We start from the raw sequence: 14,872 nt of genomic DNA, 5'->3' as shown, positions 1-14,872 counted from the left end.
GGGCTGTCCGCGCTGTATCGTTTTCGGAGTGTTCGTGAAGGTGTGCGGGTTGCGGACGTCGGCCGACGTCGAGGTCTCGGTGAGCGCCGGGGCTGACGCGGTCGGGTTCGTCTTCACCAGGAGTGTCCGCCAGGTCGACGCCGAGACGGTCCGCGGCCTGGTCGCCGACATCCCGGACACGGTGCTGACCGTCGGTGTGTTCGCGGGTATCCCGGCGGCGCAGGCTGGACGGATCGCGCTCGACGCGGGCGTCGGCGCGGTGCAGTTGCACGGCGACTACCCGGCGGCGGCGTTCGAGGAGCTGGCGGGCGAGCCGTACCGGCTGATCCGGGCGACCTCCCTCACCGAGGACACGGACGTCACGGTCGGCAGGTACGGCGAGGACATGCTGCTGCTGGACTCCCCGGTCGCCGGATCGGGGGAGACCTGGGACCTCGCCGCGCTCACCGGGTCACGGCCGAGCGGGACCTGGCTGCTGGCGGGCGGCTTGACGCCCGCGAACGTCTCGGCCGCGATCGAAGCCGCCAGCCCGTGGGGCGTCGACGTCTCCAGCGGCGTCGAATCCACCCGGGGCGTGAAGGACCACCAGCTGATCCGGGCGTTCGTCAAGACGGCGAAAGGGTAATTTCCGCCAATCGCCCCGCAGCGGCTCCCGCTGTCCCCTACGGTGGCGCGGTGATCACGTTCACCGCCCTCCAGGACGACGCCGCACTCATCTCCCTGGAGTACCAGCTCCGCCTGTTCGACGTCGTCGGCCTGGCCTCGTGGAAGATGAACCTCGACGAGGCGCGGTTCGAGCTGACCTCGCCCGAGGACGTGGTCACGTCGTGCACCGACGTGCAGATGCTCGGCACCGCCGCGCCAGGGCCCCAGTCCTGGCTGTGGGCGTGGGCGAACCCCGCGGGCTACCGCGAGGACATCCTGCGTGCCGCGAACGAGGCCAAGCAGTTCGGTGAGCGCCATGGTGTCCCCGAGCTGGCCAACGCCGAGGTGCCGTTCGCCGCGCTGCCCGGCGCGCCGACCGACCCGGCGGTGGTCGCGTCGCTGATGATGGAGGCGACCAAGGCCGTGACCGGGCGGTACACCGGCTACCAGGGCCCGGTCGGCGGTGGAACGCGGGCCGGTTTCCTGCTCGACCACCCGGACTTCCGGCTGCCCGAGCCGGAGTTCCCGCGGTTCAGCCGCGTCCTGCAGCAGGGCACGGCCGAGCTGACGTTCCACGACCAGCGCCGGGGAATCGTCTCCTACGCCCAACGCCGCGGGCTCGACGTCGCCCACAACGGGCAGGTCACGCGCATCAGCAACGCCGACGTCTCCGCCAACATCCGGTTCAACGAGCGCAACCAGGTCGTCGCCATGTCCATCGGCAACGAAAAGGCAAAGGCAGGCGTCAGCTGAACACCCCCGCGCCGGGAATCGCGTCGAGCAGCTGCTGGGTGTACGGATCGGCAGGGGAGCCGAGGACCTGCGCGACCGGCCCCTGTTCGACCACCCGGCCGTTGCGCATGACCACGACGTCGTGGGCGATCGACCGGACCACGGCGAGGTCGTGGGAGATGAACAGGTAGCTCAGCCCCAGTTCCTGCTGCAGCGACTCCAGCAGCCGCAGGATCTGGTCCTGGACAAGGACATCCAACGCCGACACGGCCTCGTCGCAGACCACGAGACGTGGTGACGGTGCGAGGGCGCGGGCGATCGCGACGCGCTGCCGTTGACCGCCGGACAGCTCGTTCGGGTAGCGCTGGGCCATCGACGGTGTCAGTCCGACTTGGTCGAGCAGTTCGGCGACCCGGGCCCGGCGCGACGAGCGGTCGCCGATGCCGAAGATCCGCAGCGGTTCGGTGATCAGACGCTCCACTGTGAACATCGGGTCGAGCGAGCCGTACGGGTCCTGGAACACCGCCTGCATGGCCCGGCGGGCCGTCCGCCGGCCCGCCGTCACGTCGGTGCCGTCGAGCTGGATGGTGCCCGAGGTCGGGGCGACCAGACCGAGCACCATGTGGGCGGTCGTCGTCTTGCCCGAGCCGGATTCGCCGACGATCGCGGTCGTCTGGCCGCGCCGCACGGTGAACGACACGTCGTCGGCCGCCCGCAGCGCACCGCCGCCGCCCCTGATTCGGTACTCCTTGGACACTCCGGCCACTTCGAGCACGGGTTCGGCGGCGGGCGCGGACCGGTGCGTGGTCGTGGTCAGGGAGGGTGCTGCCGCCACGAGCCGCCGGGTGTACTCGTGCTCCGGATCGGTCAGGATCTCTCGTGCCGGGCCGGTTTCGACCACCTGCCCGTCCGACATCACCACGACGTGGTCGGCCCGGTCGGCGGCGAGGCCGAGGTCGTGCGTGACCAGCAGCAGGGCCGTGCCCAGGTCCTGGGTCAGCTTCTCGAGGTGGTCGAGGATCTGCCGCTGCACGGTCACGTCCAGCGCGGAGGTCGGTTCGTCGGCGATCAACAGGTCCGGGCGGCAGGCCAGGCCGATCGCGATCAGCACGCGCTGGCGCATGCCGCCGGAGAACTCGTGCGGGTACTGGCGTGCGCGCCTGGCCGGGTCGGGCAGCCCGGCCTCGGCCAGGATCTCCACGGCACGCCGTTTCGCCTCCCCGCGACCGGCCAGGCCGTGTGCCACCAGGGTCTCGGCGACCTGGTGGCCGACGCGCGACACCGGGTTCAGGTTCGACATCGGGTCCTGCGGCACCAGGCCGATCTCCCGGCCGCGCAACCGGCGCAACCGGTGCTCCCCGGCGTGCGTGACGTCCTCGCCGCGGAAGCGGATCCGGCCGCTCGTGACGTGACCGGTTCCCGGCAGGAGGCCCATGATCGCGTGCGCGGTCGTCGACTTGCCGGACCCGGACGCGCCCACCACGGCCACCCGCTCGCCCGGCATCAGCCGGAAACCGGCGCCGCGCACGGCGGGCACGTCCCCGAAGGACACTTCGAGGTCGTCGACCTCCAGCAACGGCTCGGTCATGACAGTTCCGCCTCCCCGAAATTTCGACGCATGGTCACCTTGGGCCGGCACCGTTCAGTTCGGCGCGTACCGGTGGCTGGTTCGCACCACGTTCCCCTGAGGTGCGGTTGGGTGCCACGTGGCCTTCGGGGTGGACACAAAGGGTGTCATCGCTTCCCTTTCCTCACCCGCTGGGCCTTGGGATCGAGTGCGTCGCGCAGCGCGTCACCGAACAGGTTGAACCCCAGGCAGATCACCGCGATGGCGACACCGGGGAACACGCCGGGCCAGACCGTGCGGAACAGGTACTGCTGGGCGTCGGACAGCATGATGCCCAGGCTCGGGTCGGGTGGCTGGATGCCGAGGCCCAGGAACGACAGGATGGCCTCGCCGAGCACCGCCGACGGCATGATCACCGTCGCCTGCACGATGATCGCCGACAGCGCGTTGGGCAGGATGTGGTGGGCGAGGATGCGCGTGGCGCCCGCGTCCATCGTGTGCGCGGCCAGGACGAAGTCGGACTCCTTGAGCCGCAACGTCTCCGCGCGCACCACACGGACCATGGTCGGGATGTTGGCGATGCCGAGCGCGATGGCCGCGTTGCCGATGCCGCCGCCGTTGATCGCCGCGAGGCCGACCGCGAGGATGAGGAACGGGAACGCCAGCATCACGTCGGCCAGTCGCGACACCACCGCGTCCAACCACCGCCAGTACCCGGCCAGCAGCCCCAGCGGGACTCCGACGGCGACCGCCAGCAACACCGACAGCACACCCACTTCGAGTGACGCGCGGGTGCCGTAGAGCACGCGGGACAGCACGTCCCGGCCGAGGTCGTCGGTGCCCAGCGCGAACCCGACCGTGAACGGCTGCTGGAACGGGGTGGTGAAGTGCACCTGGGTGGGCGGGTACGGCGCCAGCCACGGCGCGAACACCCCGGCGATGAGCACGATCAGCAGCAGGACACCGCCGACCACGCCCATCGGGTTCTGCCACAGCTTGCGCAGCACCCGGCCGCGAACCCGCCCGAGTCCGCTGCCGTGCTCGCTGCCGGGTTCGCCTGCCGCCACCGGATCCACAGCCGTCACGATGCCCTCCCGGAGACGCGCATCCGCGGGTCGATGACCGTGTAGAGGAAGTCGACCAGCAGGTTGATCACGATGTACGCGGCGGTGATCACCAGCACGACCGCCTGGATCACCGGGTAGTCGCGGGTGAACACCGAGTCGAGCGTGAGCTTGCCGATGCCCGGCAGGCTGAAGATCCGTTCGGTGACGACCGCGCCCGCGATCAGCCCACCCAATTGGAGCCCCACGATCGTGGTCACCACGATCAGGCTGTTGCGCAGACCGAACCGGAAGATCACCGCGCCGCGGCCGAGGCCCTTGGCCCGCGCGGTGCGGACGAAGTCCGCGGTGAGCGTGGCCACCATCGAGGACCTGGTCTGCCGTTGCACCACAGCGGCGTGGGTCAGGCCCAAGATCACCGCGGGCAGCGTGAGGTAGTAGACGCCGCGCAGCGGATGGTCGAACGGCGAGACGTAGCCCGACGCGGGAAACCAGCCCAGCTGCACCGACAGGTACAGCACGGCGAGGATGCCGAGCCAGAACGTCGGCACGGACAACGCGAACAGCGAGAAACCGTTGGCCGTCCACTCCGGCCACCGGCCGCGGAACACCGCCGCGACGACCCCGGCGGCCAGGCCGAGCAGCAACGCGACCAGCATGGCGTAGATCGCGAGCTGGATCGTGACGGGCAGTGTCGCGCCGAGCAGCTCGCTGACCGGCGTGCCGGTCCGCACCGACTTGCCGAAGTCGCCGGTGACCGCGTTGCCGATGAACTTCAGGTACTGCACCACGACGGACTCGTCCAGGCCGAGCTGCGCGCGCACCGCGGCGAGAGTCGCCGGATCGGCTTCCTCACCGGCCATCGCCAGCGCGGGGTCACCGGGCAGCGCGCGGACGCCGATGAACACGATGACCGACGCGAGCACCAAGGTGAGCGCGGACTGCCAGAGCCGGTTGACCAAGTAGCGCGCCACTATCCCTCCTGACCTTCGACGAACGCGGCCTTGCCCAGCCGGACAACGCCGTCGGCGTACGTCTCCACCCCGGTGACCTGTCTGGTGTGGACGGTGAGGTTGCGCCGCCGGTAGGTGTAGACGATCGGGTTGTCCCGCAGGAGCATGCCGACGGCTTTGCCGTACAGCTCGGCTCGTTGCTTGACGTCGTTGGTCTGGGACGCCTGAGCCAGCAACGTGTCCATCTCGCCGAGCGAGTAGCCGCCGACGTTGCTCGCCGCCTTGGTGGCCAGGAACCGGGTCGTGTTGCTGTCCGGGTCGATCCGGCCGGACCAGCCCAGCTGCAGCAGTTCGAAGTCGCCGCGTTTCTGCACGTCGAGCAACGTGGAGTACTCGACGGGGACGATCCGCAGGTCGAACCCGCCCTCGGCGACGCTCGCCTGCAGCGCTTGGGCGTAGCGCAGTTCGTCCTGGGTGTTGCTCACCTTCAGCTCCACCCGCAACGGAACCGGCACCCCGGCCTCGGCCAGCAGCTGCCTTGAGCGTGCCGGGTCGAACTTCTGGCAGACGTTGCTGGCGGCGGACGCGTACGGGCTTTGCGGTGGGATGGGGGAGCAGGCGGGCTCGTACCAGTTGTTGAACACTGTGTTGACGAGCGTCTCGCGGTCCACTGTGAGCACAAGCGCCTCGCGGACCCTGGCGTCGCGGGCGAGCGGTGTGTCGATCGGCTTCGGCGGCTTGCCGACCCCGTCCACATTGCCGATGTTGATGGTGAAGCCCTGATAGCCCAACGATCCCGCCTGCAGCAGGCGCAACGACCGGTCCTTGGCGAGCGCGTCGACGTCCTGCGGCGAGATGGTGTCGGCGACGTGGACGTCCCCGGAACGCAGGTTCGCCGCACGGGTGTTGGCGTCCGGCATGATCCGGTAGACGATCGTGTCCAGGTGCACCTTGGCCGCGTCGTAGTAGTTCGGGTCGCGGGTGACGGTGATGGACGTCTGCGGGATCCGCTTGGCGAACTTGAACGGGCCCACGCAGACGGGGGCGTCGCCGAAGTTGTCGCCCCTGGCGGTCAACGCGACCGGTGACATGATCATCCCGGCGCGGTCCGCGAGCGCGGCCGTGATCGGCGCGAACGGGCGTTTGTAGCGGATCACGACGTTGTCCGGGCCCGCGGCTGTGATGCTCTCGACCGGCCCCATCTCGCTGGCGCGCTGCGACGTCTTCATCGTGAGATGGCGCTGCAGGCTGGTCTGGACCGCGGTCGCGTCGAACGGGGAACCGTCGGCGAACTCGATCCCGGTGCGGACCGGGATCGTCACCGTCCGGCCGTCGGCCGAGGTCGTCGGCAACGCGGTCGCCAGTTGCGGAACGACCTTGCCGCCCGCGTCCATGTCGTAGAGCTTCTCGCAGACCGCGTTCATCACGTACCGCGTGTAGAGCGAGGTCGATGTGGTGGGGTCGAGCCGGTCGGGCTCGTTGGACAGGCCCATCACCAGCTCGCCGCCGGTCCGGACCCGCTGGTCGCCGACCGGTGTGCCGAAGTCGTCGGTGTGCTCGCCGCCGGACGTGACCGCCTGGATCGGAACACACGCGGCCAGCGTGCACACACCTGCTGCGATCACCAGTAACCGGGAATGTCGCATGGCCAGTAACGTACGATGTTTACCGACCGACGCGCATTTCGAATTGATTAAGAGATTGTGCCGGAAAAAGGGCGCGGAAAATAGCGGTCCGGCGGAGGTGGACCGCTGTTTTCCGCGCCGTCGGCTACCGTCCGGCCGCGTAGCCCTGCATCCCTCGCGGATTGGCTCCGGCCGACAGCACGCCGGTGTCGGGATCACGTGCTACGGCGCACAATCTGCCCTCTGACCAGGGCTCGCCCAGTGTCACGTCGTGTCCGCGGCCGGTGAGTTCCGCGATGACCTCCTGACCGATCCGCGATTCGACAATCACGCTTCCCGGTTGTGTTTCGCGGGGGTAGAACGAACTCGGGAAACTCTTGGTGTGCCAGTTCGGGGCGTCGATCGCGCCCTGGAGGTCCCATCCGCTGCGCACATTGTCCCGCAAGGCGACGGCGACGAAGAAATGCAGACTCCACTGGTCCTGCTGATCACCGCCCGGTGTGCCGAACGCGAGCACCGGCACACCGTCGCGCAGCGCCAGCGACGGGCTCAGCGTGGTCCGCGGGCGTCGTCCCGGAGCCAGCGAGTTCGGCAGGTCTGGTTCGAGCCAGGCCATCTGCAGCCTGGTGCCGAGCGGGAAACCCAGGCTCGGGATGACGGGGTTGGACTGCAGCCAGCCGCCGCTGGGCGTGGCCGCGATCATGTTGCCCCACCGGTCCGCGATGTCGATGTGGCAGGTGTCGCCGCGCGTACGACCGTCGGTCGCCACGGTCGGCTCACCGACGCCCGCGGCCACAGGCACGTCCAACGAGTGGCCCTCGGTGATCGCCGCGGGCAGCCGTGGCTCGCGTCCACCCGGGTTGCCCGGCCTCAGTTCGAAGGACGCGGTCTCGCCGATCAGCGCGCGGCGGGCGTCGTTGTAGTCCTTGGCGAGCAACGCGTCCAGTGCGATGTCGGTGCTGTCGCCGTACCACGCCTCGCGGTCGGCCATCGCGAGTTTCGTGCCCTCGATGAGGGTGTGGAAGTAGTCGGGGGTGCCGTACTCCAGACTCTCCGGCAGCAGGGCCAGTTGCTGGAGGAACGCCGGGCCCTGGCTCCACAGGCCCGGTTTGGCCACCGTCCAGCCGTTCCAGTCGTAGGTGGTCGGGGCCTCGTAGGTCGCTTCGAAGCCCGCGAGGTCGTCGGCGGTGAGGGTGCCCGTGTGCCGCTCGCCGGAGGTGTCCATTGTGGGCTGTGCGGCGGCTTCGGCGATCGCCTCGGCGATGAACCCCGTCCGCCACACCTGGCGTGCCTTCTCGATCTGCGCATCCCGCCCGGCGCCCGCGGACTCGGCTTCCTCGATCAGGCGCCGCCAGGTGCCCGCCAGTGCCTGGTTGCGCAGCAACGCGCCTGCCGCGGGGGCCTTGCCGTCCACCAGGTACACGCCCGCGGAACTGGTCCACTCGGATTCGAACAGCTCCCGCACGGTTTCGACGGTTGTGCCGACCCGCTCGACCGCCGGGTGGCCGTTGTCGGCGTACCCGATCGCGTACTTCAGCACGTCCGCCAGCCGCTTGGTGCCGTGGTCACGCAGCAGCACCATCCAGGCGTCGAAGGCGCCGGGAACCGCGGCGGCCAACGGGCCGGTGCCGGGCACCAGGTCGAGCCCGAGTGAGGTGTAGTGCTCGATCGTGGCGCCTGCCGGGGCCGGGCCCTGTCCGCACAGCACCCGCGGCGGTTGGCCTGCCGGGGCGATGATCGCCGGAACCTCGCCTGCCGGGCCGTTGAGATGTGGTTCGACCACGTGCAGGACGAAAGCCGCGGCGACCGCCGCGTCGAACGCGTTGCCGTCGTCCTCCAACACCGCCATGGCAGTCGCCGAGGCGAGCCAGTGGGTGGAGGACACCATGCCGAAGGTGCCCTGCAACGTGGGCCGGGTGGTGAACATCGGGTCCTTTCGCCAGCGTCACCCGGCAGTAGACACCGGAGCCGGGCAGTGTGTCCAAGACATCTGTGACACCATTCCGATAGCGTCTGGCTATGGAACGGCGGCAGCTCGAGTACTTCGTGGCGATCGTGGAACACGGCGGCTTCACCCACGCCGCCCAAGCCCTGCACGTCGCCCAGCCGTCGTTGTCCCGTGCGATCACCAAACTGGAGCATGAACTCGGCGTGGAGCTGTTCCACCGAGTCGGCCGCAACGTGGTGCTCAGCAGCGCGGGGGAGATGCTCGCCGACCGCGCCCGGCTGGTGCTGCGTGACCTCGACGCCATGCGCGCCGCCGCGCGGTCCATCGGCGAAGGCGTGGTCGGCAGGGTGGATGTGGCGGCGACGTCGTCATCGGCACTGGAACCGGTCACCAGCATCATCGCCGAACTGCACGACCGGCACCCCGGCGTGGTGGTCAGCACGTCGTCCGCGCTCGCTGCGGCCGAAGTGATAGCGATGGTGGTGCAGGGGCGGTGTGAAGTCGGTGTCTGCGGCAGCGCCGAACGCCCCACCGGCCGTGGCCTGGTGGCACACCACCTGCGGGACGAGGAGTTCCTGCTTGTCGTGCCGCCCGGCACCATCACGACCGAGGGCGACACGGTGACACGCGGTCAGCTGCGGGGCATGCGGTTCGTGGTCATGAAACCCCCGACCGCCGCACGAGCCCTGTTCGACCGGCTCGCCGCGACCGTGGGAGACATGACGATCGCCGCCGAGGTAGGTGACCGCAGCGTCGTGTTGCCCATGGTGCTGAAGGGAATCGGTGCCGGTCTGATGCCGGACGGGTGGGCCGACCTGGCCGAGCGGGCCGGCGCGGACGTCTACCGGTTCTCGCCGCCGGAACGGCTTCCGCAGTGGCTGGTGTACCGGCGCGGCCAACTGGCCGCCGCGACCCGCGCGTTCATCGACACGACGCTGGCGGCCCGGTGACCCGCAGGTAGCTGCTATCGATCAGCACGGACGCGCTGGCCCAGGAAAAGGGCGGCGCGGTCCAACGCATCGTCGGCCTCGTCGAGAACGCCCGCGAACGACTGGAACACGTGGGGGACATCGGCGGTGACGTCAAGGATGACATCCACTCCGGCCGTCCTCGCGCGCGCTGCCAGACGTGTGGAGTCGTCCAAGAGGATCTCGTTGGTCCCCACCTGCAACAGCATCGGCGGGAGCCCGCTCGGGTCGGCGAGGACAGCCGGGCTCAGCAGGGGCTGGTGCGGGTCCTGGCCCGCGAGGTACATGGCGCCGGTGTGCCGCACGGCTTCGAGGGTGAAGATGGGATCGGCGCCCGCCTTGGTTTCCATGCTCTCACCTGTCCGGGTCTGGTCGAGGCCAGGGGAGAATGCCACGATCGCGGCGGGCATGGGCAGACCCGCGTCGCGGGCGGCGAGACAGGTGGTGACCGTCAGTCCGCCGCCGGCGGAGTCGCCGGCGAACGCGATCGCTGACGGGTCCTCGCCACTGTCGAGCAGGGCACGGTAGGCGCCCAGTGTGTCCTCGATGGCGGCGGGGAACGGGTGTTCGGGGGCCAGCCGGTAGTCCAGCGAGAACGCCTTGAACCCGGTCCTGGTCACCAGGTTCGCCGTCAGCGACATCGCCGTGCCGGGTGAGCCGAACACGAAACCGCCGCCGTGGAAGTACAGGATCGTTCCGTGCTTCGGGCCGTCGACCGGTTCGACGAGCACCGCGGGCCGGTCGCCGAGCGTCGTGGCCTGAGTGCGGATTCCGGGTGGCACGATCATCTGGCTCATCAGTGCCGCGAACCCGGCACGCAGTTCCTCCACCGATCGAGGGCCCTGGGGGCGAGGCTGCCTCAGCATCGCGTCGACCTTCGCGCGTTGTTCTTTGCTCATCACCGTCTCCTCGATAGTGCATGCCTGTACAGTATATGCCGTGGCATCTAAATCGAGGTGTGACGTCGGCGACCCGGCGGGCTTCTTCGCCGACCTCGTCCGGTGCGAGACGCGCCTGTACAACGCGCTGAACGACCGGCTACGGGACCGGCACGGGATTGTGACCTCGCAGTTCGAGTTCCTGAGCTTCCTGCGCGAGCACCCCGGCGCCCGGGTCGCGGACCTCGCCACCGAGTTCGCCGTCGGTATCGGGGCGACCAGCAAGGGCGTCGACCGCTTGGCGAAACAGGGGTGGGTCCTGCGGCAACCGAACCCGTCGGATCGCCGGTCGTCACTGCTGACGCTGACCGAGGACGGCATGCGACTCGTCGAGGCGGCGCGGAACACCTACACCGAACGCCTGGCCGAACTGCTCGATGCCATCCTCGTCGGTTCACCGTTCGCGGCCGCCGCGCAGGTCCTGTCCCAGTTGCGGGCCACGCTCGAGCGCGACCAGATCGGCATGCCCGCGGGCTGACTCGCTCAATGAAAAGGGAGGAGTCCATGCCGGACCGCTGCCGTCGGTATGCGGAAACGACAGCGGTCCGGCATGTCCCTTCTCCCTGTGCTGACGGGTGGCTGTCAGGCGCGGGGTGTCGCGGTGGCCGTGATCTGCCTGGCCGCGACTGTGGTGAACTGGGTGATGTTGTCCGTGCCGTAGCGGTCAGTGGCGCCGTTGCCGCCGGTGACCCCGGTCAGGAACAGCGACCCCGCGCGGGTCGGCTTGTAGGTCACTGTGTTGGCTGTCTTGTCCCACACGGGGTCCGCCTTGGCCGCCAGTTCCGCGAAGTGCGCGGTCCTTGCCTTCACGTAGCCCGACAGCGCCATCCAGTCGGGGTTCTTGAGCGGGACCTGGTACTTCGCGCTGTACTTCGCCACGGTCGCCTGCAACCAGTCGAACGTGAGGCTCTTGCCCGGGGCGTACTGGTGCAGGTTGCCTTGGTGCAGGGTGTGCGCGTACGCCGACCCGGTCATCACGTGTTGCAGGGCCACGTCTGACTCGTAGTCGAGCATCTCCTGGTACGTCAGGTTGTGGTCGTGGAACGGCCAACGACCGTTCGGCCCGTACAGCGAGTTGTAGAACAAGGTCTGCTCGGCCGGTGCTGTTGTCTGGTAGCCGATGTTGGTCGGCCAGTCCGGCACGATCAGCAGGCTCGGCTCGAGCGGGTGGTATATCCCGCAGTTGAAGCAGGACGGCTTGTGGCTGTTGAACGACATGTTGCCGTGCAGGTACTTCACGCCGAGGTCGGCGGCCGCCTCGAGCATGTCGCGGTTCGACTTGGCCAGGCCGAAGTCGGTCGGCGGATCGGTGTCCGGCGCGTTCGGGTCCGGGTTGTAGACGCCGAGCCCCGAGTAGGCCGGGGTTTTGAGCACCTCGGTCGGCACTCTCAGCCCGGCCTCCCTGCCGATCTCCAGGTTCTCGCCGATCTCTTCGTAGTTCTCCTCCAGATCGGTGAAGTTCATCTCCGGGTGCGACACCGTGTGGTTGACCCAGCGGAAACTGCCCGCCAGGCACCGGGAGAAGCTCGTCAGCGGGTCGGGTGTGTTGAGCGCGCTGCACTTCGACGGTGCCTCGGGGTCGAGGTCGCCGCCGTTGTACGGCAGGTTCAGAGTGAAGCCCGCGGCCAGCGGGAACTGGTCGCGCAACGCGACCTGCTGCGCGTTCACGGACGCCGCTTCGACGCCGCCGAGCCGGAAGCCGGGGTCGGTCTCCAGGTGCCCGTCGGGGTACAGGTGGTCGCTGGAGTTGAACCAGTCGTCCAGGTCGGCGTTGATCCAGTGGCGGTGCTCGCCGACGAGCACACCTCTGGTCGCCCACCGCAGCAGGCCGTAGCCGAGCAGGTCGGTCTGCATCAGGTACTCGTTGGACGAGAACGTCAACCCGGCGCGTTCCCGGCCGTCCGCGCTGCGGCTGAGCACACCGGCCACATCGGTGCCGAGCATCAGCAGCGGCTGCGCGTCGCACCCGGAGGCGAGTGTGGACCGGTAGACGTACGAGTACGAGATCGGGATCTGGGCGGTGGGCTTGAGGTAGTCGAAGAACTGCGCCCCCGCGCTGGTCAGCGTCGCCTGGACGGGCGGGGTCTCGACGCCGCCCTCCGATCCGGCGCGCAGGCAGTGGTCCTCGGGGAACGTGCCCCACGACATGTACAGCGATGCTTGCCGCACCTGGTAAGTGCTCTCATAAGTCCAGAGCGCCTGCCATTCGGCGGCGTCGAATGCGCTGACGTAGTCACCGCTGCCGTTCTGGTAGAGCAACGCGTTGTCGGTCAACAAGATCGCGTTGTACTTGCCGGTGCCGTCGGGCCTGGTCAGCCGGGCGGCGGTGAGTGGTTCGGACCTGGCGAGCAGTACGTCGTACGGCGTGCCCACCTTGTCGAGAACGGATTTCCACGTCGGCAGGCCGAAGTCCGCGTTGTCCAGCGCGATCACCAACGGTCGCAACGCGACCTTGGTGGGCGCGAGGACCCGGGTGTCCTCGGGTTTCGCGGCGACCGCGCCGTTCACAGGACGCAGTCTCGGGGGTGGGGACGGTTGGGGACGGGCCACGTCCGCACGGATCAACGGGTGTTTGTGTTTGGCGTTCGAACCGTGCGCATGGGCGTCGGCGGCCGCGGGCAAGGCCGTCGCGCCGGGGAGGAACAAGGTCGTCGCCGCCAAGGCGACCAGGCCGGTCACAGCCCTTGAGATTTTCAATGCGACCTCCGTCGCAGGATCCATAGGCGCTGGGTAGTGGTGTGGACCATTGGATGGTGTCGCCGTGGAAACCCCAGCGTTACATGGATCTTGCGGGTCGCCGAAACTGCCGCACGAACGGAGTAAAGGTTTCCCAGTTTGTATCAAGTGGACCACCACCGGTCCGGGGGGATGGAGCGGTGGTGGTCCACATCCGTGGGGGCGGCCTACGGATTGCGCAGGCCGGGCCGCCCTTCCTCGATCACGAAAGACCGCTGCGTCCGGGCCGCGACGTTCTTCGTGGTGATCTTGGGAACGACGCGGAAATCGACGTCCATCTTGGACTGGCCGATCAGCGTCCTGACATAACCCCGGTGTTGGGAGTAGAACTTCAGATGCGGGTTGTACGCCGCGTGCGGAATCGTGGTCGAATCCGTGCCGTCCCCTCCGGACGAGACCGAACTGGTCACCAGTTCGGTGCCGACGACCGGCGCGGCCGGGTTGGTGTAGTCGACCTTGAGGTCGTTCGCCCACGCCCGGTGGACATCCCCGGTGAGCACCACGGGGTTGCGGACACCGCGCTGCACCCAGCCCTTCTGGATGCGGTCGCGCGACGCCGGATAACCGTCCCACGCGTCCATGTTGCCCGCGTCGCTGCCGTCGACCTGCCGGGCGAAGAACACCTGCTGGCCGATCACGTCCCAGATGCCCTCGCGCCTGCCCAGCCCGTCCAGCAGCCAGTTCTCCTGCGCCACACCGGGCAGGCTGCGCGCCGGGTCCCCGGCCGGTGGGCAGTATTGCCACCCATCGCCACACGCCTGGTCGTGGCGGTACTGGCGGGTATCGAGCATGTGGAACGTAGCCAGCCCGCCCCAGCGGACCCGGCGGTACAGTTGGATGTTGGCGCCGTTGGGTTTGGCGCCACCCCGTAGCGGCATGTTCTCGTAGTAGGCCCGATACGCGTCCGCCCGGCGCTGTTTCCATTGCGCGGCGGTCATTTCGGGCGAGTTGTTGGCTCTCGTCATGTTCGCGTAGTTGTTCTCGACCTCGTGGTCGTCGGGCACGACCAGCCAGGGCGCGACGGCGTGTGCCGCCTGGAGATCGGGGTCGGACTTGTACTGCGCGTACCTGCGCCGGTAGTCCTTGAGGTAGCGGATCTCGTCGCCGAGGTGTTGTCTGACGCCGCCCGCCACTCCCTTGCCCTCGTAGATGTAGTCACCCAGGTGCAGGACGAGGTCCGGCCGGTCCTCGGCCATCCGCCGGTAGACCGTGTAGTAGCCGTTCTCGTAGTGCGCACACGACGTGAACGCCATCAGCAGGTCGCGACCGACCACGTTCAGCGCGGGCGACGTCCGGGTGCGGCCGACGGGGGAGAGGTGGCCCGCAGCTTTGAACCGGTAGAAGTACTCGTAGTCCGGCTGCAACCCGTGTACTTCGACGTGCACCGAATGGGCGTCGGCGTGCAGCGCGGTCACCTTCCCGCTCTGGACCACGTTGCCGAACGTCTCGTCCGTGGCGACCTGCCAGTCCACGTCGACGGACTGGTTGGGCATGTCGCCGTGGCCGTTCTCGTCAGTCGGGTCCAAGGCGAGTCTCGTCCACAGCACCACACCGTCCGGCAGCGGATCACCCGAGGCGATGCCGAGCTTGAAGGGGTAGGCCAGTGCGGCGGACGCGTTGCCGGTCAGGGTGAGCGCCCCCGCGGCGGCGACACCGCCGAAGACGAAGATGCGCCGGTTGAACTTGTTCATGTCGG

Annotated in this window: 12 protein-coding genes; 4 read left to right on the top strand and 8 right to left on the bottom strand. The window is 68.8% G+C overall.

Annotation, left to right across the window (positions count from 1 at the left end; genetic code table 11):
* Positions 1 to 28: 28 nt before the first annotated feature.
* Positions 29 to 625 (top strand): phosphoribosylanthranilate isomerase, encoded by a 597-nt coding sequence (locus ALI144C_RS03080; RefSeq protein ID WP_076985453.1) that lies wholly within the window; start codon positions 29 to 31, stop codon positions 623 to 625.
* 50 nt (positions 626 to 675) lie between these two features.
* On the top strand, positions 676 to 1,398 hold the full coding sequence (locus ALI144C_RS03075; protein ID WP_076985452.1) for a DUF6882 domain-containing protein: 723 nt from the start codon (positions 676 to 678) through the stop codon (positions 1,396 to 1,398).
* On the opposite strand, the gene ALI144C_RS03070 is transcribed toward ALI144C_RS03075, so the two are convergent.
* From ALI144C_RS03070 to ALI144C_RS03050, 5 genes are all read right to left on the bottom strand, one after another.
* Entirely contained in the window at positions 1,391 to 2,965 is a 1,575-nt protein-coding gene (locus tag ALI144C_RS03070) for an ABC transporter ATP-binding protein (protein WP_076985451.1), read from the bottom strand. The genes ALI144C_RS03075 and ALI144C_RS03070 overlap by 8 nt on opposite strands.
* A 146-nt stretch (positions 2,966 to 3,111) precedes the next feature.
* On the bottom strand, positions 3,112 to 4,029 hold the full coding sequence (locus ALI144C_RS03065; protein ID WP_237773938.1) for an ABC transporter permease: 918 nt from the start codon (positions 4,027 to 4,029) through the stop codon (positions 3,112 to 3,114).
* Positions 4,026 to 4,982: an ABC transporter permease gene (locus tag ALI144C_RS03060; RefSeq protein WP_076985450.1), complete on the bottom strand. Its 957-nt coding sequence runs from the start codon at positions 4,980 to 4,982 to the stop codon at positions 4,026 to 4,028. Before ALI144C_RS03060 ends, ALI144C_RS03065 begins: the two co-directional genes overlap by 4 nt.
* Positions 4,982 to 6,607 carry an ABC transporter substrate-binding protein gene (locus ALI144C_RS03055; protein WP_076985449.1) on the bottom strand — a complete coding sequence of 542 codons (1,626 nt, stop codon included), beginning with the start codon at positions 6,605 to 6,607 and terminating at the stop codon, positions 4,982 to 4,984. The genes ALI144C_RS03060 and ALI144C_RS03055 overlap by 1 nt, the downstream gene beginning before the upstream one ends.
* Positions 6,608 to 6,731: 124 nt before the next feature.
* Positions 6,732 to 8,513, bottom strand: coding sequence for a gamma-glutamyltransferase family protein (locus tag ALI144C_RS03050; protein WP_076985448.1), 1,782 nt, complete (start codon positions 8,511 to 8,513; stop codon positions 6,732 to 6,734).
* A gap of 92 nt (positions 8,514 to 8,605) precedes the next feature.
* Here ALI144C_RS03050 and ALI144C_RS03045 point away from each other — a divergent pair, with 92 nt between their 5' ends.
* Positions 8,606 to 9,484, top strand: coding sequence for a LysR family transcriptional regulator (locus ALI144C_RS03045; protein ID WP_076985447.1), 879 nt, complete (start codon positions 8,606 to 8,608; stop codon positions 9,482 to 9,484).
* Between the two features lie 14 nt (positions 9,485 to 9,498).
* Here the strand turns inward: ALI144C_RS03045 and ALI144C_RS03040 are convergent, their stop codons facing one another.
* On the bottom strand, positions 9,499 to 10,401 hold the full coding sequence (locus ALI144C_RS03040) for an alpha/beta hydrolase (RefSeq protein WP_076985446.1): 903 nt from the start codon (positions 10,399 to 10,401) through the stop codon (positions 9,499 to 9,501).
* 40 nt (positions 10,402 to 10,441) lie between these two features.
* Here ALI144C_RS03040 and ALI144C_RS03035 point away from each other — a divergent pair, with 40 nt between their 5' ends.
* Complete coding sequence (locus ALI144C_RS03035; protein ID WP_076985445.1) at positions 10,442 to 10,918, top strand: MarR family winged helix-turn-helix transcriptional regulator; 477 nt, start codon at positions 10,442 to 10,444, stop codon at positions 10,916 to 10,918.
* A gap of 104 nt (positions 10,919 to 11,022) precedes the next feature.
* On the opposite strand, the gene ALI144C_RS03030 is transcribed toward ALI144C_RS03035, so the two are convergent.
* Both ALI144C_RS03030 and ALI144C_RS03025 read right to left on the bottom strand, forming a co-directional pair.
* Entirely contained in the window at positions 11,023 to 13,137 is a 2,115-nt protein-coding gene (locus ALI144C_RS03030; protein ID WP_076985505.1) for an Agd3-related carbohydrate-binding protein, read from the bottom strand.
* A 206-nt stretch (positions 13,138 to 13,343) separates the two neighbouring features.
* Positions 13,344 to 14,867, bottom strand: a complete 1,524-nt coding sequence (locus ALI144C_RS03025) for an alkaline phosphatase D family protein (RefSeq protein ID WP_076985444.1) — start codon at positions 14,865 to 14,867, stop codon at positions 13,344 to 13,346.
* Positions 14,868 to 14,872 lie beyond the last annotated feature (5 nt).

Origin of the sequence: Actinosynnema sp. ALI-1.44 (assembly GCF_001984155.1) — a bacterium.
GTDB lineage: Bacteria > Actinomycetota > Actinomycetes > Mycobacteriales > Pseudonocardiaceae > Kibdelosporangium.
This window is presented reverse-complemented; position numbering and strand designations above follow the sequence as displayed.

What these genes read in the sequence shown, in the direction of transcription:
- ALI144C_RS03070 (WP_076985451.1), bottom strand. Translation starts at nt 2,965, where the DNA reads ATGACCGAGCCGTTGCTGGAGGTCGACGACCTCGAAGTGTCCTTCGGG.
- ALI144C_RS03055 (WP_076985449.1), bottom strand. Translation starts at nt 6,607, where the DNA reads ATGCGACATTCCCGGTTACTGGTGATCGCAGCAGGTGTGTGCACGCTG.
- ALI144C_RS03050 (WP_076985448.1), bottom strand. Translation starts at nt 8,513, where the DNA reads ATGTTCACCACCCGGCCCACGTTGCAGGGCACCTTCGGCATGGTGTCC.
- ALI144C_RS03045 (WP_076985447.1), top strand. Translation starts at nt 8,606, where the DNA reads ATGGAACGGCGGCAGCTCGAGTACTTCGTGGCGATCGTGGAACACGGC.
- ALI144C_RS03040 (WP_076985446.1), bottom strand. Translation starts at nt 10,401, where the DNA reads ATGAGCAAAGAACAACGCGCGAAGGTCGACGCGATGCTGAGGCAGCCT.
- ALI144C_RS03025 (WP_076985444.1), bottom strand. Translation starts at nt 14,867, where the DNA reads ATGAACAAGTTCAACCGGCGCATCTTCGTCTTCGGCGGTGTCGCCGCC.